Origin of the sequence: Sinorhizobium fredii (genome assembly GCF_002944405.1) — a bacterium.
GTDB lineage: Bacteria > Pseudomonadota > Alphaproteobacteria > Rhizobiales > Rhizobiaceae > Sinorhizobium > Sinorhizobium fredii_C.
The window spans coordinates 1978741-2002415 of record NZ_CP024307.1 but is presented as its reverse complement, the minus strand read 5'-3'; the positions used below and the strand labels follow the sequence as shown (position 1 = coordinate 2002415).

Sequence of the window (23675 nt, the reverse complement as noted above, 5' to 3'; positions counted from 1 at the left end):
ACCCGGCCGGTGATCTCCCACCTCGGCCGGTTTTTCGCGCAACCAGAAAGCGGATGAGAACCATGCCGAAGCGCCAAGATATCAAATCGATCCTCATCATCGGCGCGGGGCCGATCGTGATCGGCCAGGCATGCGAATTCGATTATTCCGGCACCCAGGCTTGCAAGGCCCTCAAGGAGGAAGGCTACCGCGTCATTCTCGTCAATTCCAACCCGGCGACGATCATGACCGATCCGGGGCTGGCCGATGCGACCTATGTCGAGCCGATCACCCCTGAGGTGGTCGCGAAGATCATCGCCAAGGAGCGCCCGGACGCGCTGTTGCCGACCATGGGCGGCCAGACGGCCTTGAACACGGCGCTTTCCCTCCGCCGGATGGGCGTCCTCGACCGCTACAATGTCGAGATGATCGGCGCCAAGCCCGAGGCGATCGACAAAGCCGAGGATCGCGCCCTGTTCCGCGAGGCGATGGCCAAGATCGGGCTCGAGACGCCGAAGTCGCGGCTGGCGAATGCCACCGACATCAAGGACCAGGATCGCAAGGCGCATGAGGCGGAACGTGCCGCGCTCAAGGCGAAGTTTTCCGGTGGCGAACTCGACACCGCCCTCGATGAACTCGAGAACCAGTGGAACCTCGGCGAAGGCGATCGCAAGGCGCGCTACGTCAACCACGCCATGGCGATCGCCGCTCAAGCGCTTGACGACGTCGGACTTCCGGCGATCATCCGGCCTTCCTTCACTCTTGGCGGCACGGGTGGCGGCATTGCCTACAACCGCTCGGAATTCTTCGAGATCGTCGGCAGCGGCCTCGATGCGTCGCCGACGACGGAAGTCCTGATCGAGGAGTCGGTCCTCGGCTGGAAGGAATATGAAATGGAAGTCGTCCGCGACAAGGCGGACAATTGCATCATCATCTGCTCGATCGAGAACATCGACCCGATGGGCGTCCACACGGGCGATTCGATCACCGTCGCGCCGGCGCTGACGCTGACCGACAAGGAGTACCAGATCATGCGCAACGCCTCTATCGCGGTGCTGCGCGAGATCGGCGTCGAGACCGGCGGGTCGAACGTCCAGTTCGCGGTAAACCCGCAAAACGGCCGTCTGGTCGTCATCGAGATGAACCCGCGCGTTTCGCGTTCCTCGGCCCTCGCCTCCAAGGCGACAGGCTTCCCGATCGCAAAGATCGCCGCGAAGCTTGCCATCGGCTATACGCTCGACGAGCTGGAGAACGACATCACCGGCGGAGCCACGCCGGCATCCTTCGAACCTTCGATCGACTACGTCGTCACCAAGATCCCGCGCTTCGCCTTCGAAAAGTTCCCCGGTGCCGAACCGACGCTGACCACCGCGATGAAATCGGTCGGCGAAGTCATGGCGATCGGCCGCACCTTCGCGGAATCGCTGCAGAAGGCGCTTCGCGGGCTTGAAACCGGGCTCACCGGTCTCGACGAAATCGAAGTTCCCGATTTCGACGCCGACGGCGATGGCCGCAACGCCATCCGTGCGGCGCTCGGCACGCCGACCCCCGACCGCCTGCGCATGGTGGCCCAGGCGCTGCGCCTCGGCATGACCGAGGCGGAAGTGCACGAGGCCTGCAAGATCGATCCGTGGTTTATCGCTCAGTTCAAGGCGATCGTCGACATGGAGGCCCGTATCCGCGAGCACGGGCTGCCGCAGGATGCCGAAAACCTCAGAATGCTGAAGGCCATGGGTTTTTCCGATGCGCGTCTCGCGACGCTGACCGGCAAGCGCCCGAAGGAAGTCGCGGAACTGCGCAACGCGTTGAATGTCCGCCCGGTCTACAAGCGCATCGACACCTGCGCGGCGGAATTCGCTTCGCCGACCGCTTACATGTATTCCACCTATGAAACGCCGTTCGTCGGCGCCGCGCGCTCGGAGGCACAGGTTTCCGATCGCAAGAAGGTGGTCATCCTGGGTGGGGGCCCGAACCGGATCGGCCAGGGGATCGAGTTCGACTATTGCTGCTGTCACGCGGCCTTCGCGTTGAAGGACGCCGACTATGAGGCGATCATGGTCAACTGCAACCCGGAAACGGTTTCGACCGACTACGACACCTCCGACAGGCTCTATTTCGAGCCGCTGACCGCGGAAGACGTCATCGAGATCATGCGCGCCGAGCAGGAAAACGGCACGCTGCACGGCGTCATCGTTCAGTTCGGCGGCCAGACGCCATTGAAGCTTGCGGAGGCGCTGGAGAAGAACGGCATTCCGATCCTCGGGACGGCACCCGACGCGATCGATCTGGCCGAAGACCGCGACCGGTTCCAGAAGCTTCTGATGAAGCTCGACCTCAACCAGCCGCGCAACGGCATCGCCTACTCCGTCGAGCAGGCACGCCTCGTCGCCGCCGAAATCGGCTTTCCGCTGGTCGTGCGTCCGTCCTATGTTCTCGGCGGCCGCGCGATGCAGATCATCCATTCGGAAAGCATGCTGCAGACCTACCTGCTCGACACGGTTCCCGGCCTCGTGCCGGAGGACATCAAGCAGCGCTATCCGAACGACAAGACGGGCCAGATCAACACGCTGCTCGGCAAGAACCCGCTGCTCTTCGACAGCTACCTGACCAATGCGATCGAAGTCGACGTCGATTGCCTGTGCGACGGCAAGGATGTGTTCGTATCCGGTATCATGGAGCATATTGAGGAAGCGGGCATTCACTCCGGCGACTCGGCCTGCTCGCTGCCGGTGCACTCGCTCGACAAGAACCTCGTCGACGAGCTCGAGCGGCAGACGGCGGCGCTTGCAAAGGCACTCAATGTCGGCGGGCTGATGAATGTGCAGTTCGCCATCAAGGACGGCACGATCTACGTGCTCGAAGTCAATCCGCGCGCCTCCCGCACGGTCCCCTTCGTCGCGAAGACGATCGGCGCGCCGATCGCGAAGATCGCCGCGCGAGTGATGGCTGGAGAAAACTTGGATGATGCGATCGCTGCCTATGGCAAGAAGCCGGATCCTCGCAATCTGAAGCACATTGCCGTCAAGGAAGCCGTGTTCCCCTTCGCCCGCTTCCCGGGCGTGGACACCCTGCTCGGCCCGGAAATGCGCTCGACCGGCGAAGTGATTGGCCTCGACACCGACTATGCGCTTGCCTTCGCCAAGTCCCAGCTCGGCGCCGGCGTCGATCTGCCGCGTGACGGAACGGTGTTCGTCTCGGTTCGCGATGAGGACAAGGCACGGGTTCTGCCGGCCATCCGCGTTCTCGCGGACATCGGTTTCAAGGTGATGGCGACCGGCGGTACGGCCCGGTTCCTGGGCGAAAACGGCATTACCGCCACCAAGGTCAACAAGGTGCTCGAGGGACGGCCGCATGTCGAGGACGCCATCCGCAACCGCCAGATCCAGCTTGTCATCAACACCACTGACGGCAACAAGGCGATCTCCGACTCGAAGTCGCTGCGCCGCGCGACGCTGATGCAGAAGGTCCCCTACTACACGACCATGGCCGGAGCCGAAGCCGCGGCGCACGCCATCAAGGCGCTGAAGGCAGGCAACCTGGAAGTGCGTCCGCTACAGAGCTACTTCGACGCTTGACGGATGCCCCCGGCGCGCCCCTATCGGGTGCGCCAAGGCTCGGTAATGGATAGACGCTTCCAGGAGAGTTGCGCTACCACGCGGCGCCCTGCCGCGTCAGGCGCAGCGTCCTGAAGGCGAAGAAAACCGATGCGACCGCGATGACGCAAGCCAGCGCAAATACGGCAAGCAGCGACATCGCCAGCACATAGTCGCTGGCACCTTCATCGAAGCCGAAAGCGTTGGCGGTTACGCCGAAAAGGGCGGCGCCGATCGCATAGCCCGCCGATTGCAGCGTCGGCAGCAGCGCCGAGGTCTTGTCGCGCTCCTCCTTGCTCGAGATGTCCATCAGGAATTGGCTGAGCGTTCCCCAACTGATGCCGAAACCGGCGCCGATAGCCGCCTGTCCGATGAACACAAGCCGGTGCTCGTCGCTCCAGACGGCGAGTGTCAGCCCGACGAGGCCAAGGCCGAGGATCAGCGGCCCCGTCCACATCAGCCGAACGCGAATCGCGTGCGATGGCAGGCTGGCGACCAGAATTGCCGTTACGCTCCAGGACATCGCCATCAAAGCGCTCGAAAAGCCGGCGGCCGTCGGTCGGAAATCCCAAAGCTGCTGCAGCGAATAGACGAGATAGACCGAGCCGGACGCCTGGGCGAGCGGCATCAACAGGATAATCCAGAGACCGCTGCCAAGCGCGCTTCGGTTCGCGAAAGCGCAGGACGGCAGAATGGAGTTCGGCGATCTGCGGTCGGATCGGATCGCGGTGATGAAGACGGCGAGTGCGATCACCAGCAAAGCCGCCGTCACATAGGCACTGCTTGCCGTACTCGAGAGCGAGATCAACAAAATGCCGAGCCCGAATGCGAAGAGTCGCAGCAAAGGCACGGCGCCGACATCGCCGCCACCTCGCTTCGGCTGGCCGACGATCGCAATGACGAGCGCTATGAAGACGGCGACGGCCGGTATGTTGACGAAGAAGGCGGCCCGCCACGACCAATATTCCGTGAGCAGTCCGGAGATCAGCGGACCGGCAAAGGCGGCCGACGCCCAGACGATCGCTTCTGCCCCGAAAACCTTGGGAACGAGGCGCGGCGGGAAAAGCTCGGGGATGAGTGCATAGCAAACCCCGGCAATGATTCCTTCGCCGAGCCCCTGCAGCAACCTGCCGGCGAGCACTTGAGGCATGCCGGTCGCGACGGTCGCGATCACCGTGCCGGCGGCGAAGACCAGCGCGGCAGCGATCAGCGTGCTGCGCGCGCCGAACCTGGCTTTCAGATTGGCCGCCAGGGCGCCGCCGATGATGGCGAAAACCAGATAGAGCGTGAAGGCCCAGGACAGCAAGGCCGCCCCGCCGAATTCCTCGACCGCCGTAGGCAAGGCCGTCGAAATAAAGAACTCGTTGAAGGCAAAGAGCGCGACGCCAAGGCACAGGGTCACGGTTGCAGCAAGATGATCTCTCTTCAGCAACTCGCTCCAGCGTCCCTCGCCTGGCCTGTGCTTCGTCACGCTGGAGGTCCTTGGCTTCTCTTCGAGTAGACTCATGGTTGGTTCCGATCGCTTGTTCATGGAACCTGGACTGATACAACCTGAAGTGCTGTTGAGGTAAAGCGGCTTTTTGTACTGAAGGCTATTTTTTGAAGATCTCGAGGTTGGACACAGCCTTCGCCCCGGCGCGGAGCGTCTCGAAAAATCTGGCTTTCGCGCTTCCGTTTCTGTTATAAGAACGGTTCGGATGTTTCGGACGGTTCCGGTGCTTCGGCTCCGGGGACCGTTTTCTTTTGCGTCGGCGCCGCCGGGAGGCGGCGCCGCGCGCTTGATAAAGGACGATGAAATGGTCGACAAAGTTCCGATGACCCAGGGTGGATTCGCGAATCTGCAGGAGGAGCTGCGCTGGCGCCAGCAGGAAGAACGCCCGCGAATCATCGAGGCGATCGCCGAAGCGCGCGCCCATGGGGACTTGTCGGAAAATGCCGAATACCATGCCGCCAAGGAGGCCCAGAGCCACAATGAGGGCCGTGTCTCCGAGCTCGAGGACCTGATCGCCAGGGCGGAGGTCATCGACCTTTCGAAAATGTCCGGCTCGAAAATCAAGTTCGGCGCGCGGGTGAAGCTCGTCGACGAGGACACCGAGGAAGAAAAGACCTATCAGATCGTTGGCGACCAGGAAGCCGACGTCAAGGCCGGCCGCATTTCTATCTCTTCTCCGATCGCCCGCGCATTGATTGGCAAGGAGGTTGGCGATTCGATCGAAGTGAACGCCCCCGGTGGTTCCAAGGCCTACGAAATCCTCGCCGTTCAGTGGGGCTGATCGCCCGAATCCAGCAGCCGAACACGGAAAGGCGGCGGGGCATGACCAGGGCCTCACCCACTCCGCACGGCGCGCGGCATTCGTTCGGCCCCTCTTCCCCCGACACCTGATTGCAAGCGGCGCAAGGAGAGCGCTTACGTGGCCGATATCCGGGACATCGAGGTTATTGCGCCCAACTTCAAGCGCCGTCTCTCCGGCGTCACTTCGACGATCATCCAGCTCGTTCCCGTCCAGCGCAAGCTTGGGCAAAAGATCGCGGTCCTTGGTCCCGGGCTCCCCAAGAGTTTGCCGTCGGTCCGGTATCGCGACCTGATCCATCTCTGGCAGAAGCCGCCGGGCCGCCGCTGCCGCGTCTGGCATGCGCGCCGCAACGTCGAGATGCTGCCGGCAATCCTCCTGCGCGACCTGCTGCGGATGAAGCTCCGCATCGTCTTCACCTCTGCCTCGCAGCGGCGGCATACCGGATGGAGCAAGTTCCTGATCCGCCGGATGGACGCGGTAATCTCCACAAGCTCGAAAACCGCCGCTTATCTGGAGGTTCCGAGCACGGTCATCCTGCACGGGATCGACACGAACCGCTTCCACCCGCCGGTCGACAAGGCGGCTACGAAAAAAACGCTCAATCTCGACCCCTCCCGGAAATATGCCGGCTGCTTCGGCCGTGTCCGCCACCAGAAGGGAACCGACCTTTTCGTTGACAGCATGATCGCGCTTCTGCCCGGCCGACCGGAATGGGGCGCGATCGTTGCCGGGCGCGCCACAGGCCCTCACCTCGCCTTCGAGGTCGAATTGAAGGAGCGCGTTGCCAAGGCGGGGCTCGCCGACCGCATTCTATTCGTCGGCGAGCACACCAATATTCCCGATTGGTACCGTGCGCTTGACCTCTTCGTCGCACCGCAGCGCTGGGAAGGCTTCGGCCTGACGCCGCTGGAGGCGATGGCGAGCGGCGTGCCGGTCGTGGCTAGCGACGTCGGCGCCTTTTCCGAATTGATCGCGGAAGGACCGGACGAGACCGGGCTGATCATCCCAGCCGCAAATCTCGAAGCGATGGTCGATGGAGCCGCCGCCTTCATGGACGACCCGGCGCGGCTTGCGGCTGCCGGTGCAAACGGCCTGGCGCGGAGTTCCAGGGATTTCGCCATCGAGGGCGAAGCTCGGGCGATCGGTGCAGTCTACGACGGGTTGATGCGCTGAAGCTTACTGCTTCGAAGCGAACAGCCTCAGATAGGCGTCGGTGATCGCTTCCCTGGAGAACTGGCCGACCAGCGTCTCGTGTCCTCGTTCGGCGAGCGCAGTACCCAGGCTGCGGTCGTTGGCAATCCGCTCGATCGCGCGCGCGAAGCCGTCGGCATCGCCGATATCGACCATCAGACCGTTTCCGCCGTCGCGCATGAACCATTGCGGCCCCTCCGATCGGCTGGAGACGACCGGCGTTCCCTGGGCCCAGGCCTCCAGGATGACGTTGCCGAGCGGCTCGTGGCTGGAAGCCATGACGAAGATGTCGGCAGCTGCGAGGAACGGTCTCGTGTCCTTCTGCCAGCCGGCGAAGCGGACCCTCTGGACGACGTCGAGATCGGTGGCAAGTCTCCGAAGGTTGTCCCCTTCCTCGCCGTCGCCGAGCAGCCAGAGGTAAACGCCGGGCACTTTGGCGACCGCTTCGATCAGCGTATGAAAGCCCTTGCGTTCCACAAAGCGGCCCATCGACATGATGACGGGCGCGTCCTCCGGCGTGTCGAGCACCGCCCGGCTGACACGCTGCACCCGTTCGGTGCTGGTGAAGTTCGAGATGATCTCGACATCGCGCTTCCAGCCGAGCGAGCGGACATGCTCGGCAATTCCCGGCGTATTGCAGACGAGGCAGTCCGTGTTGCGGAAGTAATCGAGGCGTGGCGGATAGTCGCCCAGCCGGGAAATCTTGATGCAGCCCCTGTAGGCCGGCATCAGCTGGCTGGCGCGCGGAGCCCAGGCCATCAGAGCGTCCGGCCTGTCGCGCGTCGCCATCCGCATCACCTTGCGCGGCAGCGCCAGCCGATCGAGCGACAGGTTGCGGAAATGGCTTTCCGTTATCCTCGCCGCGCCCTCGATTTCAGGACGCCACAGGCGCTGGGGCCGGATGACCGCTGTCTGCTCGACGCCGCGTTCGGCCAGGGCGTTAACGAGGTGGACAAAAAAACGCTCGGCTCCGCCATCCTTGCCGAAGTGAAAGTGCATGACCTTCATCGCTGCGCTGCACCTCTTGCGAAGAGCTCGAGATAGGCGTCGGTGATCGCCCTCTCGGAAAAGCGCGACTGCAGCGTGTCGCGGCCGCCGGCACTCAGCCTTTCGCGAAGCACCGTATCGTCGCGTAGCCTGCGGATCGCGTTGGCAAGACCCTCGTCATCGCCGCAATCGACCATCAAGGCATCGCGCTCATGCGTCATCACCCAGGAAGGCCCTTCGGCCCGTGCGGCAATGGTCGGCTTGCCGGCGCCCCAACCCTCGAAGCACACATTGCCGAGAGGCTCATGCGAGGAATTGATCGCGAAGACGTCACCCGCGGCAAGGTAACCATAGGCATTGGTCTGCCAGCCGGGAAAGCGCACACGATCGCCTATGCCGAGCGCGTCGGTCAACCGCTCCAGCTCGTTCCGTTCGGGCCCGTCTCCGAGCAGCCAAAGATGGACGCCCTCGACCTTCTGGACGGCGCGTAGCAGCCCGTCGAAGCCCTTGCGCTTGACGAAACGTCCCATGCCGACGACGACAAAGGCGTCGGCGGGCGTCCGCATCTCAGACCGGGATATCGGTGCAACGGGCGTTGCCCGCGTGAAATTAGCGATCACTTCGATATCGCGGCGCCATCCGAATTCGCGAACCTTGGTGGCAATGTCCGGGGTGATGCAAACCAATGTCTCGACATTGGTGTAGTAGCCGAGATGCTCCGGATAGTCACCCAGACGAGAAATGCGGAAGGCTTTCTTGTAAGAAGGCATGAAGCGGCTGGCGCGCAGCTGCCAGGCCATGATGACATCCGGCCGGAACTCCCTGAGGATGCGCGACATCCGCCACTGCAGGAAAAACCGCGACAACGAAATCCGGCGGAAGACGCCTTCGTAGATCTTGGCGCTGCCTTCGATTTCGCCGCGCCAGCTACGTTCGGGGCGGATCAGCACGCGTTGCTCGACGCCACGGTCATGCAGGGCGTTGACGAGATTGACGAAGAACCGTTCCGCGCCGCCTTCCTTGCCGAAATGAATATGCATGACTTTCATGGGTCACCTGTCCGGGGGCCTTAGCGGGAAAGCGCGTCGTCGACATTGGGCCGGACTTTCAGCGCATGCCGCTGATAAATCTTGGCCGCGGTCAGGAACGCGTAGACCGCCCCGGTCATCGCTTCGATGAAGCCTGGAAAGCCGCAGCGCCATAGGCCGTTGCGAAAATAGAGCCGGTAGAAGTACAGCGGCGGGCCGAACAGCATCTTGTAGGGCCGCATCACCCTGCCCTCGGCGAACTGCTGATCCGCCTTGAGCGTCGAATACTTGTTCTCCTTGAGGATCTGTTCGTCGAGGATCAGCGGCCGATAATGCAGCAGGCTGCCGGAGCGGGCGGCGCCCACCTGGCCGTCCGGGACGATCCCTTCATGCACCTTCTGGTCCAGGTCGTAGCGGCCGCGGCCGCGGCGGACCAGACGAAGATTGCGCCGTTCGTGCACCTTTTCCGGGGGGTAGCCGTAGCCGATCAGATAGGGGCGCCGCGCCACGCGCCAGCCGACGATGTCGTCGGGAGCGTTCAGGAGCGACGGCAACAGAGCCTTCAACGCTTCGTCGAACCGCTCGTCCGCATCGATGTTGAAGCACCAGGGCTGACGGCACTGCTCCAGGGCGAATTGCTTCTGCCCGGCATAGCCCCGCCATTCTTCGTACATGAAGCGGATGGGCCAGCCCCTGTCGATATAGGATTGCACCAGCGCCGCCGTTTCGTCGGTCGAGCCTGAATCGACGATGACGATCTCGGCGCATTGCTCGAGGCTCTCGATGCAATTGCCGAGATAGGCCTCCTCGTTCAAGCAGATGATGAAAGCGGAGAGCGGAAGCTTTGACGTCATGGAAATCTTCTGACCGGCCGGCTGCGTGGCGCGAAAGGCTCATGTATCAGGGTTCTGCTGCCCAGCTCGCCCTGACGAATTGGCTGCGGCGACGCTTCGCTAGATCTCCACCTGGCAGGCGTCCTTCACCTGGCGGATCGTCAGCATCGTACGCACCGTATCGACATTGTCGGTTGCGGTGAGTTCCTCAATAACGAAATCCTGAAAGGCCGCAAGGTTCTCGGCCACGCATTGAAGCAGAAAGTCCGATTCACCCGAGACCATCCAGGCCTCGCGGACGAGCGGCCACGAGGCGGTGCGGGCGGCAAAGGCCTTGAGATTGGCGTCCGACTGGTGCTTCAGCCCGACCATGCAAAAGGCGACGAGATCGTAACCGAGGGCGGAGGCATTCAGCAGCGCCCGGTAGCCGCGGATGACGCCTGCCTCTTCGAGTTTGCGAACGCGGCGCAGGCATGGCGGCGCCGAGATGCCCACGCGTTCGGCCAATTCCACATTCGTCATGCGGCCATTACCCTGCAGTTCGCGCAGGATTTTCATGTCGATTGCATCGAGGTCGACGCGTAGGACCATTTGCCAACATCCCCGTTTCCATGGACCCCGGTGCACGAGGTCTTTCTCGTCCGCCGTAGCCGGTCTCGCCGAGGCGATTTTATCTTAACCCTGTGGGTAGCACGTAACCGCGTCTCTGAACGAGAGTGCTGCGCCCGGCGTGCACAAAAACCTTTCTGCCGTCGAAGGTGCCCTGCATGATCTCGCCGGGTTGCAGGTACGGGATTACCTGCTTTCCGGCAAAAGCGATGCAAAAATGCCCGATCTGGTGTCAAATTCATGGTGCGGACGCAAGCACTTGTGTGTATCAGCAGCAGTGCTCTTGAAAGAGCGCGCTGTGAATACCTAAACTAAGGCGATATTTTCCAGCATCGAACTCGAGCCTGACTTCGACCAGCCGTCCGTCCGGCAAATTAAGGACCAAAGCATGACCGCCCGCCACACCAAAGTGCTGATCATCGGCTCCGGCCCTGCAGGCTACACCGCAGCGATCTATACGGCCCGCGCCATGCTTTCGCCAGTTCTCATCGCCGGCATGGAGCAAGGTGGTCAGCTGATGATCACGACGGATGTGGAGAACTATCCGGGCTATGCCGATCCGGTCCAGGGCCCGTGGGTGATGGAACAGATGCTGAAGCAGGCGATGCATGTCGGCGCGGAGATCGTCAGCGACATCGTCACCGATGTCGACCTTTCCGTGCGGCCGTTCCGCATCAAGACGGACAGCGGTACCGAATGGACGACCGATGCCCTGATCATCGCGACCGGCGCCAAGGCCAAGTGGCTCGGCATCGAGAGCGAACCGACTTTCATGGGCTTCGGCGTTTCTGCCTGCGCCACCTGCGACGGCTTTTTCTATCGCAACAAGGACGTGATCGTCGTTGGCGGCGGCAACTCCGCCGTCGAAGAGGCGCTTTACCTCTCGAACCTGGCCAAGACGGTCACCGTCGTGCATCGCCGGGATGCCTTCCGGGCCGAAAAGATTCTGCAGGAACGCCTGTTCGCCAAGCCGAACGTCAAGATCGTCTGGGACCATGAGGTGGTCGAGTATCTCGGCACGCCGGCAAAGCCGCCTATGCCTGCCTCGGTCAACGGCGTGAAGCTCCGCAATACCAAGACAGGGGCAATTTCGGATATGGGAACGGATGGCGTCTTCGTGGCCATTGGTCATGCGCCGGCCGTCGAACTCTTCAAGGGCAAGCTGCGCCAGAAGCCGAACGGCTATCTCTGGACGGCGCCGGACTCGACCGCGACCGATGTCGCCGGGGTCTTTGCTGCCGGGGACGTGACCGACGACATCTATCGTCAGGCCGTCACCGCCGCCGGCATGGGCTGCATGGCGGCACTCGAGGCCGAGAAATATCTGGCGGGTCATATGCCCGTCGCAATTGCAGCCGAATAGAAGCTGCAAAACGGGGCTAGTGTCGGGAGGCCGGCCCCGTGTGGGAACAGACGCATCGGTGACGCGCGGAGGACTCTACCCTGTTCCTCCGAACGGTCCTTTATGGGGGATTTCATGTCGCTAGACTGGGACAAATTGCGCATATTTCATGCGGCGGCAGAGGCCGGCTCGTTCACGCATGCGGCAGATAAACTCCACCTCTCGCAATCCGCCATCAGCCGGCAGGTCAGCGCGCTCGAACAGGATGTCGGCATCAAGCTGTTTCACCGCCACGCGCGCGGACTGATTCTGACCGAACAGGGCGATATGCTCTACCGGACGGCGCACGAAGTGCTGATGAAGCTCGAGAGCGTCAAGGCGCAGCTCAGCGAAACGACCGACAAGCCTAGCGGCAAGCTGCGCATCACCACGACCGTCGGCCTCGGCCAGGGCTGGCTGACCGACAAGGTCCAGGAGTTCATGGCCCTCTACCCCGACGTCCAGGTCCAGCTCATCCTCGATAATGAAGAGCTCGACGTGAACATGCGGCATGCCGACTGCGCCATCCGTTTGCGCCAGCCGCAGCAATCGGACCTGATCCAGCGCAAGCTGTTCACGGTGCACATGCACATCTATGCCGCGCCCTCCTATATCAACAAAAACGGCGAGCCGCAGTCGATCCAGGATCTCGACAACCACCGCATCATCACCTTCGGCGAACCGGCACCAAACTATCTGCTGGACGTGAACTGGCTGGAGATTGCCGGGCGGGATCCGGACAATCCGCGCGTCTCGCACCTGCAGATCAACAGTCAAACTTCGATCAAGCGTGCCTGCCTGCTTGGAATCGGCATTGCCATGCTCCCCGACTACATCGTCGGCCGGGATCCCGGTTTGATCCAGCTGCCGATCAGCGCGGCGATCCCCTCATTCGATACCTATTTCTGCTATCCGGACGAAATGAAGAACGCTGCGAAGCTCAAGGTCTTTCGCGACTTTATTGTCGCCAAGGCGCGAAACTGGAACTTTTGAGCTGCAGAGCGATTGCCCGCTTTGTGGGCAGTCGCCCCATACCCGCATCAACCGTTTGTTTTCTTTAATAGTTTTCCCCTACCATCTAAAACCATATCGCATCGCAACGAAACTGTGCGACGCAAAAATAGGCAGGGATGCGCAGGCGGCATGGCTGTCATGCATATTAAATGATTGCCCCTCGCTCAAAAAAGCAGCATACCAAATCCAGCTGATGCATCTTTGGTGGCTTCTCCTCCCAGTGCCACCGCAGCAGCTGTTCCCCTCTGGAGGTTCTAATTACCTTCACAACTACAAGGGCCCAAGTTTTCTTGTGGCCCTCTTTTTTTGCCCGCAAATAGGCACAGCCATCAGTTGCGAAAATCTGCGGCGAAGCCATTGAACGCGCGCGACGCGCTCCCCATATAGCTTTCAGTTGGTGCATCTGGCGGCTTCCTCCTCCCCGGCCGCCGCATCAGCTGTTCCCCTCTGGAGGTTATGAAACCTTCACAACTGACAGGGCCCAAGTTCGCTTGCGGCCCTTTTTTTTGCCCGCCGCCATGAGAAGATTATCCTCGGTCGTCTGCCGCGTCTGCGCAGTTTCTTGCCTCCGGCGAAAATGCTATTGATGTTCACTCGTTCATCGCCGAGGAGCCATATGGTCATACCGAGCAGAGCGGGCCGATGCCACATCTGGGGTAACCGAATGGGACGTCTGGCGCGTGCTGCCGGGGCCGGCTTGGCGCTGTACCTGTCCGCAGCCGCCTTGGCCGATGTGACCGAGGCTCGGACCGACGCGCCGGTCACCGCGCGAAAGTGCCTTTACTCCGGTGTCTCTACGGCAAATCCATCAATCCCCCTCTGCATCACCCGTGAGAACTTCGCGCGGGACGTCTGCAGCATCATCGAGCATTATGCGGATGCGAACGACCTGCCGGCGCCGTTTTTTGCTCGGCTGATCTGGCGCGAAAGCTTGTTCCAGCCGGACGCTGTCAGCCCGAAAGGCGCCGAGGGCATTGCGCAGTTCATGCCGGGAACGGCGAAGCTGCGCGGTCTCACAAACAGTTTCGACGCCGTGGCGGCGCTCGCCAAATCCGCCGAATATTTGAGTGAACTCAAGCTCCGCTACGGCAATCTGGGTTTTGCGGCGGCCGCCTATAATGCTGGAGAGGCCGGCCTCGAACGGTTTCTCGAGGTTGACTGGCTGCCCTATGAGACGCGCGAATACGTTCTGGCGATCACCGCCCACCCGGTGGAGGACTGGCGCGACAACCCGCCGAAATCGCTCGATCTCGCGCTCGACAAGGCCAAGAGCTTCCTGGACGGCTGTGTCGCGCTCGCCAACAGCCGGCGGCTGCGCGAAATCGTCGTTGTGGACGAGGCGCCATGGGCGCCCTGGGGCGTTCAATTGGCGGCCCACCAGAGGAAAACCATCGCGCACCGCCTGTTCCTGAACGCCGTGAAAAGACTGCCGGCGCCGATCAACGGCGAAAAGGCGCTCGTTGTGCGCGAGCGCAACGGCAGCTTCGGCGGCAGAACGCGTTATGCAGCCCGCATCGGCCGCCAGACGCGAAGCGAGGCGGACAAGCTCTGCACGACGATTCGCCGCAGCGGCGGCGCCTGCATCGTCTTCAAGAACTGACCGGCGAGCGCTGTCATTCCGGCCGTGCCTCACCGACAAAAAAGCCCGCCATAGGCGGGCTTTTTCCTGTGTGGCGAGTTGCTCACTCGTCGGCGTCGGCCGGCGGTTCGGCAACGATGGCCTCGCCGGCCGTGACGATCTCCTCGATCTCATCGTCGCCTTCCGGCTCGCTGATCCGCTCGACGGAGACGACCTTCTCGTCCTTGGCGGTCGAAAAGATCGTAACGCCCTTGGTCGCCCGGCTTGCCAGGCGGATGCCGTCGACAGGTACGCGGATGAGCTGGCCACCGTCCGAGACCAGCATGATCTGGTCGTTGTGCTGGACCGGGAAGGCCGCGACGAGTTCGCCGATTTCCGCAGTTTTCGATGTATCGGTGGCACGGATGCCCTTGCCGCCACGGCCGGAAGTGCGGAAGTCGTAGGACGAGGAGCGCTTGCCGAAGCCCCTTTCGGAGACCGTCAACACGAATTGCTCGCGCGCCTTCAGTTCCTCGTAGCGCTCGTTGGAGAGTTCGCCGCCATTGGTGACCTCCTCGCCGACAAGCACGATCTCTTCTTCCTCGCCGGTTGCGGCGCGGCGTTCGGCTGCCGACCGCTTCAGATAGGCCGCCCGCTCCCACGGCTCGGCTTCGACGTGAGCGAGGATCGCCATCGAGATGATCCGATCGCCGTCGGCGAGCGAAATGCCGCGAACGCCGATCGAGTTGCGGCCAGCGAAGACACGGACATCAGAGACCGGGAAACGGATGCATTGCCCGCAGGCCGTCGTCAGCACCACGTCGTCGAATTCCGTGCAGGTATCGACGGAGAGGATCTCATCGCCCTCCTCCTCGAGCTTCATCGCGATCTTGCCGTTGCGGTTGACCTGGACGAAGTCGGAAAGCTTGTTGCGGCGAACGGTGCCCCGCGTCGTCGAGAACATCACGTCCAGGTTCTCCCAGGTCGTCTCGTCCTCTGGCAGCGGCATGATCGTCGTGATTCGTTCGCCGGGTTCGAGCGGCAGCATGTTGATCAGCGCCTTGCCGCGGGACTGGGGCGTGCCGATCGGCAAGCGCCAGACCTTCTCCTTGTAGACGATGCCGCGCGACGAGAAGAACAGCACCGGCGTGTGGGTGTTGGCGACGAATAGCCGGATAACGAAATCCTCGTCACGCGTGGCCATGCCGGAGCGACCCTTGCCGCCGCGGCGCTGCGCCCGATAGGTCGTCAGCGGCACGCGCTTGATGTAGCCGAGGTGGGAGACGGTAACGACCATGTCCTCCCGGGCGATCAGATCCTCGTCGTCCATATCCGGACCGCCATCGGCGATCTCGGTGCGGCGCGGCGTGCCGAACTCGTCGCGGACGGCCGCGAGCTCGTCCTTGACGATCTGCATGATGCGCAGCCGCGAGGAGAGGATTTCCAGATAGTCGCGGATCTCCTCGCCTATCTTGTTGAGTTCGTCGCCGATTTCGTCGCGACCGAGCGCGGTGAGGCGCTGCAGGCGTAGATCGAGGATGGCGCGGGCCTGCTCTTCCGAGAGGTTGTAGGTGCCGTCGTCGTTGATGCGGTGGCGGGGATCGTCGATCAGCCGGATCAGCGCGTCGACGTCATGGGCCGGCCAGCGGCGCTCCATCAATTGTTCGCGGGCGGTCTGCGGATCCGGCGCATGACGGATGAGCTTGATCACCTCGTCGATATTTGCGACGGCAATGGCAAGGCCGACCAAGACATGGGCGCGCTCGCGGGCCTTGCGCAGCAGGAATTTCGTTCTCCGGCTAACGACTTCCTCGCGGAAGGAGACGAACGCGCGCAGCATGTCGAGCAGCGTCAGCTGCTCGGGCTTGCCGCCGTTCAGCGCCACCATGTTGCAGCCGAAGGAGGTCTGCAGCGGCGTATAGCGATAGAGCTGGTTGAGGATGACCTCGGCATTGGCATCGCGCTTCAGCTCGATGACGACGCGGTAACCCTGGCGGTCGGACTCGTCGCGCAGGTCGGAAATGCCTTCGATACGCTTGTCGCGCACCAGTTCGGCCATCTTCTCGATCATCGTCGCCTTATTCACCTGATAGGGAATTTCGGTGATGATGATCTGCTCGCGATCGCCGCGCATCGGCTCGACATGGGCGCGGCCGCGCATGATCACCGAACCGCGGCCCGTCTCATAGGCCTGGCGAATGCCGGCGCGACCGAGGATCAGCGCCCCGGTCGGAAAGTCGGGGCCCGGAATGATCTGCATCAGCTCCGGCAGTTCGAGTGCCGGATCATCGATCAGCGCAATGCAGCCATTGATGACTTCGCTCAGATTGTGCGGCGGGATGTTGGTCGCCATGCCGACGGCGATGCCGCCCGCGCCGTTGACGAGCAAGTTCGGAAATTTCGCCGGAACGACGACCGGCTCCTGCAAGGTGCCGTCGTAATTGTCGCGGAAATCGACCGTTTCCTTGTCGAGGTCATCGAGCAGCGAATGGGCCGCCTTCTGCAGCCGGCACTCGGTATAGCGTTCGGCCGCCGGCGGATCGCCGTCGACCGAACCGAAATTGCCCTGGCCGTCGATCAGCGGCAGCCTGAGCGACCAATCCTGCGCCATGCGCGCCAGTGCGTCGTAGATCGCCATGTTGCCGTGCGGATGGTATTTACCCATCACGTCACCGGTGACGCGGGCACATTTGACGTATTTCTTGTTCCAATCGATGCCGAGTTCGCTCATCCCGTAAAGGATACGTCGGTGAACCGGTTTCAGACCGTCGCGCACATCGGGAAGGGCGCGGGAAACGATCACGCTCATGGCGTAATCGAGATAGGACCGCTGCATTTCCTCGATGATGGAAATCGGCTCGATGCCTGGCGGAGTCTTTCCGCCGCCGGGAGTGCTTTGCTCAGTCAATGTCGATCACGATCTTTGTTCAGAATCAGTCAGTTCTTATAGCCGAATGCAGCATCAAGCGCCAATTTTGGCCGATGGTTTTGAACAGTCTTTTGCCGCCGGAACGGGCTTTTCTAGGGCAAGAATCCACAAATCGGAAGAGCTTCTCCGTATGTCTCGGACGGATGCGGCGTTCCTTGGCGTGAAGCCGGTTTAGGCTATCGCGCAACGCTTGGCTAGCCGGCCCTTCCCAAGCGCGCATCGGTTGCCTAAGAATGCAGCGCCGCTACCGGAGAAAGACCCGGACAGCGATCCGGAGGGGGAACGGATGTTCAATGTCGATCTGCTGATCAATGCGTTGACGACGCTGCTCGTAACACTCGACCCGCCGGGTCTTGCGCCCATTTTCCTGAGCCTCACGGTCGGTCTGAGCCGGCAGGAGCGTTTCCAGGTCGCGACCCGCGGCTCGCTGATCGCCTTTTTCATCCTCGCCGCCTTTGCCCTTTTCGGCGACGGCATTCTCGGCCTGCTCGGCATCTCGATCGGCGCCTTCCGCATCGCGGGCGGCCTGCTGCTCTTCTGGATTTCCTTCGAGATGATCTTCGAACGACGCCAGGAGAGAAAGGAAAAGACCGGAGAAACGGCGGTGACCAAGGACCACATCCACAATATCGCCGTCTTCCCCCTCGCCCTGCCGCTGATCGCCGGGCCGGGGGCGATTTCGGCAACGATCCTGCTCGGCAGTTCCTTTCCCTCGGTCCTCGAGCGCGTCCAACTCCTCGTCGTCATCGCCGCCTCGATGGCATCGCTCTTCCTGGCGCTGGTGATCGCCGACCGGATCGACCGTTTCCTCGGGGTTACCGGTCGGGCGATCCTCACCCGCCTCCTCGGCGTGATCCTGGCGGCGCTCGCCGTTCAGTTCGTCGTCGACGGCGTGCGTTCTGCTTTTCAAATCCCAGTTCAGAGCCTCGGCTGAAAACGCAACGGCCCGCAACTGCATGTGTCCTTAAATCGACTTCGATTTCAGGACAAAGACATGCAGCAATTCAAAGTGCTACAGCGACCTTTGCGCGTCTGAAAAGACGCGCGGCACTGTAGAGGCGGGCCGAATATGTTCCGAGCGATTGACGCTGACCGATCAGAACGGAATGTCGTCGTCGAGATCGCGGGAGAAATTGCCGCCGCCCTGGTTTGGTTGGCCGCCGGAGCGGCCGCCGCCCGGAGATTGCCGCGGCTGGTCGTAATCCTCGTAACCGCCGCCGCCGCCGCCGTAGTCGCTGCCGCCACTTCTGGCGCCGCCGCCTTCGCCGCGGCCGTCGAGCATCGTCAGCGTCGAGTTGAAGCCCTGCAGCACGACCTCGGTGGTGTAACGGTCATTGCCGTTCTGGTCCTGCCATTTGCGGGTCTGCAGCTGGCCTTCGATATAGAGCTTGGCGCCCTTCTTCACATATTGCTCGACGACCTTGCACAGGCCTTCGTTGAAGACGACCACATTGTGCCACTCCGTCTTTTCGCGCCGTTCCCCGCTGTTGCGGTCGCGCCAGGTCTCCGACGTGGCGATCCGGAGATTGGCGATCGGCCGGCCGTCCTGCGTGCGCCGGATTTCCGGGTCGGCCCCGACATTTCCGATCAAGATCACCTTGTTGACGCTACCAGCCATATCGCTTTTCCCGTGTTTTCACCGAACCGCCGGCCCGGCTTTCAAATGTCTCAAGAGGGCGCATCTTAGCGGTGAGCCGCCGCCGATACGCCCCGCATCCTACACAATCCACAGCTCATTTGGCAGGCCGCGGCTTATGTTTGTTCTTTTTTTGTTCTAATATTGCCTTATTATCTTGTCAACCGAATCGCAATTGAGCCGCCTCTTTGCCGATTGCGCCTCGACATGGGCGTTGTCGTCATTACATAGGAGGCTTTCAACCGACATGCAAAACTGGCTTCCGATGAGCGAACTCAAGACCCTCTCCATTCGCGGCGCGCGCGAGCATAACCTCAAGGGCATCGACCTTGACCTGCCGCGCAACAAGCTGATCGTGATGACCGGCCTTTCGGGCTCCGGAAAATCCTCGCTCGCCTTCGATACGATTTATGCCGAGGGCCAGCGCCGCTATGTCGAGAGCCTGTCGGCCTATGCCCGGCAGTTCCTGGAGATGATGCAGAAGCCGGATGTCGACCAGATCGACGGGCTGTCGCCGGCAATCTCGATCGAACAGAAGACGACTTCGCGCAATCCGCGTTCGACGGTCGGCACGGTCACCGAGATCTATGACTATCTGCGCCTGCTCTTCGCACGCGTCGGCGTGCCCTACTCGCCGGCGACGGGCCTGCCGATCGAGAGCCAGACGGTCAGCCAGATGGTCGATCGCGTATTGGAATTCGGCGAAGGCACGCGGCTCTATATCCTTGCCCCGCTCGTGCGCGGCCGCAAGGGCGAGTACAAGAGGGAACTCGCCGAGCTGATGAAGAAGGGCTTTCAGCGCGTCAAGGTCGACGGCCAATTCTACGAGATCGCCGACGTGCCGGCGCTCGACAAGAAATACAAGCATGACATTGACGTCGTCGTCGACCGCGTCGTCGTGCGTCCCGACCTCGGCACCCGACTGGCCGACAGCCTCGAAACCTGCCTGACGCTCGCAGACGGGCTGGCGATCGCCGAATTCGCCGACAGGCCGCTGCCGCCGGAAGAGACGGCCGCCGGCGGTTCTGCCAACAAGTCGCTCAACGAGACGCATGAGCGCGTGCTGTTCTCGGAAAAGTTCGCCTGCCCGGTCTCCGGCTTCACCATTCCGGAAATCGAGCCGCGGCTTTTCTCCTTCAACAATCCGTTCGGCGCCTGCACGACCTGCGACGGTCTCGGCAGCCAGCAGAAGATCGACGAGGCGCTGATCGTTCCCGAGCCGAACCGGACCTTGCGGGACGGCGCCATCGCGCCCTGGGCGAAATCGACATCGCCCTATTACAACCAGACGCTCGAGGCGCTCGGCAAGGTCTTCGACTTCAAACTCGGCAGTCGCTGGAGCGAGCTCTCCGAGGAAGCGCAGCGGGCGATCCTGCACGGCACGGACGAGAAGATCACCTTCCACTACCAGGACGGCGCCCGCTCCTACAATACGACGAAGACATTCGAAGGTATCGTGCCCAATCTCGAGCGGCGCTGGAAGGAGACCGACAGCGCCTGGGCGCGCGAGGAGATCGAGCGCTTCATGTCGGCGGCACCCTGCCCCGCTTGCGCCGGCTACCGGTTGAAACCGGAGGCGCTGGCGGTCAAGATCGACAGGCTGCATATCGGCGAACTCACCGAGATGTCGATCCGCGCTGCCCGCGACTGGTTCGAAACGCTTCCCGAGCGGCTCAGCACCAAGCAGAACGAAATTGCCGTGCGCATCCTCAAGGAGATTCGCGAGCGGCTGCGCTTCCTGAACGATGTCGGCCTTGAATACCTCAGTCTCTCGCGCAATTCCGGCACGCTTTCGGGCGGCGAGAGCCAGCGTATTCGGCTGGCCTCACAGATCGGCTCCGGGCTGACCGGAGTGCTCTACGTGCTCGACGAGCCGTCGATCGGCCTTCACCAGCGCGACAATGCCCGTCTGCTCGAGACGCTGCGGCATCTGCGCGACATCGGCAACACGGTCATCGTCGTCGAGCATGACGAGGACGCGATCCTGACGGCGGATCATGTGGTCGACATCGGCCCGGCCGCCGGCATTCACGGCGGCGAGATCGTCGCCGAAGGTGCGCCCGCCGATATCATGGCCAACCCGAAGTCGCTGACCGGCAAATATCTCTCCGGCGAACTCTGCGTCGCGGTTCCCAGCGAACGGCGGAAGCCGAAAAAGAAGAGGGAAATCACGGTTGTAGGGGCACGGGCGAACAATCTGAAGAATGTGACCGCGTCGATCCCGCTCGGCGTCTTCACAGCCGTCACCGGCGTTTCGGGGGGCGGCAAGTCGACCTTCCTGATCGAGACGCTCTACAAGGCGGCCGCCCGCCGGGTCATGGGGGCGCGCGAAAACCCCGCCGATCACGACCGGATCGATGGCTTCGAGCATATCGACAAGGTGATCGACATCGACCAATCGCCGATCGGCCGGACACCGCGCTCGAACCCGGCGACCTATACGGGCGCCTTCACGCCGATTCGCGACTGGTTCGCCGGCCTGCCGGAGGCAAAGGCGCGCGGCTATCAGCCCGGCCGCTTCTCCTTCAACGTCAAGGGCGGACGCTGCGAGGCCTGCCAGGGCGACGGCGTCATCAAGATCGAGATGCACTTCCTGCCGGATGTCTACGTCACCTGCGACGTCTGCCACGGCAAGCGCTACAACCGCGAAACGCTCGACGTGCATTTCAAGAGCAAGTCGATCGCCGACGTGCTCGACATGACGGTGGAAGAAGGCGTCGAATTCTTCGCGGCCGTTCCGGCCGTGCGTGACAAGCTGGTGACGCTCAACCAGGTAGGGCTCGGCTATATCAAGATCGGCCAGCAGGCGAACACGCTGTCGGGCGGCGAAGCGCAGCGCGTCAAGCTTGCCAAGGAACTGTCGAAGCGCTCGACCGGGCGCACGCTCTACATCCTTGACGAGCCGACGACAGGCTTGCATTTCCATGATGTCGCCAAGCTTCTTGAAGTTCTGCATGAACTCGTCAACCAGGGCAATTCGGTTGTCGTGATCGAGCACAATCTCGAGGTCATCAAGACCGCCGATTGGGTGATCGATTTCGGCCCGGAGGGCGGCGACGGCGGCGGCGAGGTCATCGCTAAGGGAACGCCGGAAGACGTGGTGAAGGAACCACGCTCCTATACCGGCCAGTTCCTGAAGGAGCTTCTGGAACGCCGGCCGGTGAGGAAGGTCGTAGCGGCCGAGTGATCAACGACGCTTGCGCGGAGAAACGGGTGGCGGATGATCTTCGCATCCGCCAGCGCTTATGTGTCGGATGATCGGTCCAGAACGGACCGGCGAATGCGATGAGCAGCACGAGTGTTCTGGGTATCGAGGAGGAGATGATGGCAGAAACCGGGAAGATCCGCGTCGGCATCGGTGGCTGGAATTTCGAACCCTGGGAGACGAGCTTCTTTCCGGCCGGTCTTCCGAAGAAGCGGCAGCTCGAATTCGCCGGCAAGGAGCTGCGGACAATCGAGGTCAACGGCACCTATTACAGCTCGCAGAAGCCGGAGACCTTCGCCAAATGGGCATCGGAGGTTCCGGACGGTTTCATCTTCTCGCTAAAGGCCAGCCGCTTCGTGACGAATCGCAAGGTGTTGGCGGAGGCCGGCGAATCGATGGAGCGGTTCCTGACGCAGGGTTTGACGGAGCTCGGCGACCGGCTCGGCCCCATACTGTGGCAGTTCGCGCCGACCAAGAAGTTCGATCCGGATGACTTCGAGGGCTTTCTGAAGCTGCTCCCGGAAAAGCAGGACGGCCTGAAGCTCCGCCACGTTGTGGAAGTCCGCCACCCCACTTTTCAGGTGCCGGAGTTCGTCGAGCTTCTGCACAAATACAAGACGGCGGCGGTTCTCGCCGAACACGAGGACTATCCGATGATCGCGGACGTCACCGCGGATTTCGTCTACGCGCGGCTGCAGAAAGGCAGCGACGACGTGAAAACCTGCTATCCCCCGGCGAGTCTCGATCTCTGGGCCGAAAGGCTCAAGACCTTTGCCGCCGGCGGCGAGCCGGACGGACTGGAGAAGAGCGCGCCGGATCGCAAGGCCGACAAGGCGGCGCGCGACGTCTTTGCCTTCTTCATCAGCTCCGGCAAGGTGAATGCGCCAAATGGGGCGCGGGAACTGCAGAAGCGGGTGGACTGACGCGCCCGCAAGAGTGCCGGTGTCGCGCCCGCAGTGCCGCATTCAAGGGGTCGTACCGGACTTCGGATGCCAATACGCGGCCACACCATGTAGTGAGCCGAATCACCAGGCGTGCGCTTCACATTCCGCCACGCTGCGCAATCGCTAGTAGCGCTGCGGAACGCCGGGTACCTGTTTTTTTACCCGTGAAAATTCTGATTTTCCGTCCGCGGCTGCCGCCTGTTGCAAGCCGGCCACCCGAAGTCCCTGATTTTCAACGGATTGGTTGATGTCCCCGTTTTCCACAGTCGATCCACACAAGATATAGCGCTCAAAATTCCGTCACAAACCACCCCTTGACGCCCAAAGGCGATTCACGATTAATGGATTGTACGTTGAGACGGCGGCGAACCGGGAAGTTGAGAGGCCGGTTCATCCCCCAAATCGTCGGTTCTGACATGTGGCCGAGGCGGATGGTTCCGCGCGGCCGCAGCGGTGGAATTTTGCGCGAATTGAGGGCTGTCGAAGCAATTTCA

At 62.1% G+C, this 23675-nt stretch carries 16 protein-coding genes; 9 read left to right on the top strand and 7 right to left on the bottom strand.

What is annotated here, in order from left to right; genetic code table 11:
- The first annotated feature begins 62 nt into the window (after nucleotides 1–62).
- Nucleotides 63–3554 (top strand): carbamoyl-phosphate synthase large subunit, encoded by a 3492-nt coding sequence (gene carB, locus NXT3_RS09920; protein WP_037425114.1) that lies wholly within the window; start codon nucleotides 63–65, stop codon nucleotides 3552–3554.
- Nucleotides 3555–3627: 73 nt separating this feature from the next.
- Here carB and NXT3_RS09915 read toward each other — a convergent pair whose 3' ends face one another.
- Nucleotides 3628–5079 (bottom strand): MFS transporter, encoded by a 1452-nt coding sequence (locus NXT3_RS09915; protein ID WP_104839271.1) that lies wholly within the window; start codon nucleotides 5077–5079, stop codon nucleotides 3628–3630.
- 289 nt (nucleotides 5080–5368) lie between these two features.
- Between NXT3_RS09915 and greA the strand changes: the two genes are divergently transcribed.
- A complete protein-coding gene (greA, locus tag NXT3_RS09910; RefSeq protein WP_014764680.1) occupies nucleotides 5369–5845 on the top strand; it encodes a transcription elongation factor GreA in 477 nt (158 codons plus the stop codon).
- A gap of 138 nt (nucleotides 5846–5983) precedes the next feature.
- On the top strand, nucleotides 5984–7039 hold the full coding sequence (locus tag NXT3_RS09905) for a glycosyltransferase family 4 protein (RefSeq protein ID WP_104839270.1): 1056 nt from the start codon (nucleotides 5984–5986) through the stop codon (nucleotides 7037–7039).
- A gap of 3 nt (nucleotides 7040–7042) precedes the next feature.
- Here the strand turns inward: NXT3_RS09905 and NXT3_RS09900 are convergent, their stop codons facing one another.
- The 4 genes from NXT3_RS09900 to NXT3_RS09885 form a co-directional block, all read right to left on the bottom strand.
- Nucleotides 7043–8065: a glycosyltransferase gene (locus NXT3_RS09900; RefSeq protein ID WP_104839269.1), complete on the bottom strand. Its 1023-nt coding sequence runs from the start codon at nucleotides 8063–8065 to the stop codon at nucleotides 7043–7045.
- A complete protein-coding gene (locus tag NXT3_RS09895) occupies nucleotides 8062–9093 on the bottom strand; it encodes a glycosyltransferase (protein ID WP_104839268.1) in 1032 nt (343 codons plus the stop codon). Before NXT3_RS09895 ends, NXT3_RS09900 begins: the two co-directional genes overlap by 4 nt.
- Before the next feature lie 20 nt (nucleotides 9094–9113).
- On the bottom strand, nucleotides 9114–9926 hold the full coding sequence (locus NXT3_RS09890; RefSeq protein ID WP_097538315.1) for a glycosyltransferase family 2 protein: 813 nt from the start codon (nucleotides 9924–9926) through the stop codon (nucleotides 9114–9116).
- Between the two features lie 99 nt (nucleotides 9927–10025).
- The gene (locus tag NXT3_RS09885; RefSeq protein ID WP_012708105.1) at nucleotides 10026–10496 is read right to left on the bottom strand and encodes an Lrp/AsnC family transcriptional regulator; all 471 of its coding nucleotides are present in this window, start codon (nucleotides 10494–10496) and stop codon (nucleotides 10026–10028) included.
- Between the two features lie 406 nt (nucleotides 10497–10902).
- Between NXT3_RS09885 and trxB the strand changes: the two genes are divergently transcribed.
- From trxB to NXT3_RS09870, 3 genes are all read left to right on the top strand, one after another.
- Nucleotides 10903–11877 carry a thioredoxin-disulfide reductase gene (trxB, locus tag NXT3_RS09880; RefSeq protein ID WP_104839267.1) on the top strand — a complete coding sequence of 325 codons (975 nt, stop codon included), beginning with the start codon at nucleotides 10903–10905 and terminating at the stop codon, nucleotides 11875–11877.
- A gap of 114 nt (nucleotides 11878–11991) precedes the next feature.
- Nucleotides 11992–12888: a LysR family transcriptional regulator VtlR gene (locus tag NXT3_RS09875; protein ID WP_037425154.1), complete on the top strand. Its 897-nt coding sequence runs from the start codon at nucleotides 11992–11994 to the stop codon at nucleotides 12886–12888.
- A 685-nt stretch (nucleotides 12889–13573) separates the two neighbouring features.
- Complete coding sequence (locus NXT3_RS09870) at nucleotides 13574–14509, top strand: transglycosylase SLT domain-containing protein (protein WP_097524821.1); 936 nt, start codon at nucleotides 13574–13576, stop codon at nucleotides 14507–14509.
- A gap of 82 nt (nucleotides 14510–14591) precedes the next feature.
- On the opposite strand, the gene gyrA is transcribed toward NXT3_RS09870, so the two are convergent.
- On the bottom strand, nucleotides 14592–17375 hold the full coding sequence (gene gyrA / locus NXT3_RS09865; protein WP_097538318.1) for a DNA gyrase subunit A: 2784 nt from the start codon (nucleotides 17373–17375) through the stop codon (nucleotides 14592–14594).
- A 307-nt stretch (nucleotides 17376–17682) separates the two neighbouring features.
- Between gyrA and NXT3_RS09860 the strand changes: the two genes are divergently transcribed.
- Entirely contained in the window at nucleotides 17683–18330 is a 648-nt protein-coding gene (locus tag NXT3_RS09860; protein ID WP_104839266.1) for a MarC family protein, read from the top strand.
- A gap of 162 nt (nucleotides 18331–18492) precedes the next feature.
- On the opposite strand, the gene NXT3_RS09855 is transcribed toward NXT3_RS09860, so the two are convergent.
- Complete coding sequence (locus tag NXT3_RS09855) at nucleotides 18493–19014, bottom strand: single-stranded DNA-binding protein (protein WP_104839265.1); 522 nt, start codon at nucleotides 19012–19014, stop codon at nucleotides 18493–18495.
- A 283-nt stretch (nucleotides 19015–19297) separates the two neighbouring features.
- On the opposite strand from NXT3_RS09855, the gene uvrA reads away from it, so the two are divergent.
- Together uvrA and NXT3_RS09845 are read left to right on the top strand one after the other, a co-directional pair.
- Entirely contained in the window at nucleotides 19298–22219 is a 2922-nt protein-coding gene (gene uvrA, locus NXT3_RS09850) for an excinuclease ABC subunit UvrA (RefSeq protein WP_104839976.1), read from the top strand.
- Nucleotides 22220–22356: 137 nt separating this feature from the next.
- Entirely contained in the window at nucleotides 22357–23160 is an 804-nt protein-coding gene (locus NXT3_RS09845) for a DUF72 domain-containing protein (RefSeq protein WP_104839975.1), read from the top strand.
- Nucleotides 23161–23675 lie beyond the last annotated feature (515 nt).

Bases quoted from the DNA above. Each gene is read 5' to 3' on its own strand.
- carB (WP_037425114.1), top strand. From the start codon at position 63: ATGCCGAAGCGCCAAGATATCAAATCGATCCTCATCATCGGCGCGGGG.
- NXT3_RS09915 (WP_104839271.1), bottom strand. From the start codon at position 5,079: ATGAGTCTACTCGAAGAGAAGCCAAGGACCTCCAGCGTGACGAAGCAC.
- greA (WP_014764680.1), top strand. From the start codon at position 5,369: ATGGTCGACAAAGTTCCGATGACCCAGGGTGGATTCGCGAATCTGCAG.
- NXT3_RS09900 (WP_104839269.1), bottom strand. From the start codon at position 8,065: ATGAAGGTCATGCACTTTCACTTCGGCAAGGATGGCGGAGCCGAGCGT.
- NXT3_RS09895 (WP_104839268.1), bottom strand. From the start codon at position 9,093: ATGAAAGTCATGCATATTCATTTCGGCAAGGAAGGCGGCGCGGAACGG.
- NXT3_RS09890 (WP_097538315.1), bottom strand. From the start codon at position 9,926: ATGACGTCAAAGCTTCCGCTCTCCGCTTTCATCATCTGCTTGAACGAG.
- NXT3_RS09885 (WP_012708105.1), bottom strand. From the start codon at position 10,496: ATGGTCCTACGCGTCGACCTCGATGCAATCGACATGAAAATCCTGCGC.
- trxB (WP_104839267.1), top strand. From the start codon at position 10,903: ATGACCGCCCGCCACACCAAAGTGCTGATCATCGGCTCCGGCCCTGCA.
- NXT3_RS09875 (WP_037425154.1), top strand. From the start codon at position 11,992: ATGTCGCTAGACTGGGACAAATTGCGCATATTTCATGCGGCGGCAGAG.
- NXT3_RS09870 (WP_097524821.1), top strand. From the start codon at position 13,574: ATGGGACGTCTGGCGCGTGCTGCCGGGGCCGGCTTGGCGCTGTACCTG.
- NXT3_RS09860 (WP_104839266.1), top strand. From the start codon at position 17,683: ATGTTCAATGTCGATCTGCTGATCAATGCGTTGACGACGCTGCTCGTA.
- NXT3_RS09855 (WP_104839265.1), bottom strand. From the start codon at position 19,014: ATGGCTGGTAGCGTCAACAAGGTGATCTTGATCGGAAATGTCGGGGCC.
- uvrA (WP_104839976.1), top strand. From the start codon at position 19,298: ATGAGCGAACTCAAGACCCTCTCCATTCGCGGCGCGCGCGAGCATAAC.
- NXT3_RS09845 (WP_104839975.1), top strand. From the start codon at position 22,357: ATGGCAGAAACCGGGAAGATCCGCGTCGGCATCGGTGGCTGGAATTTC.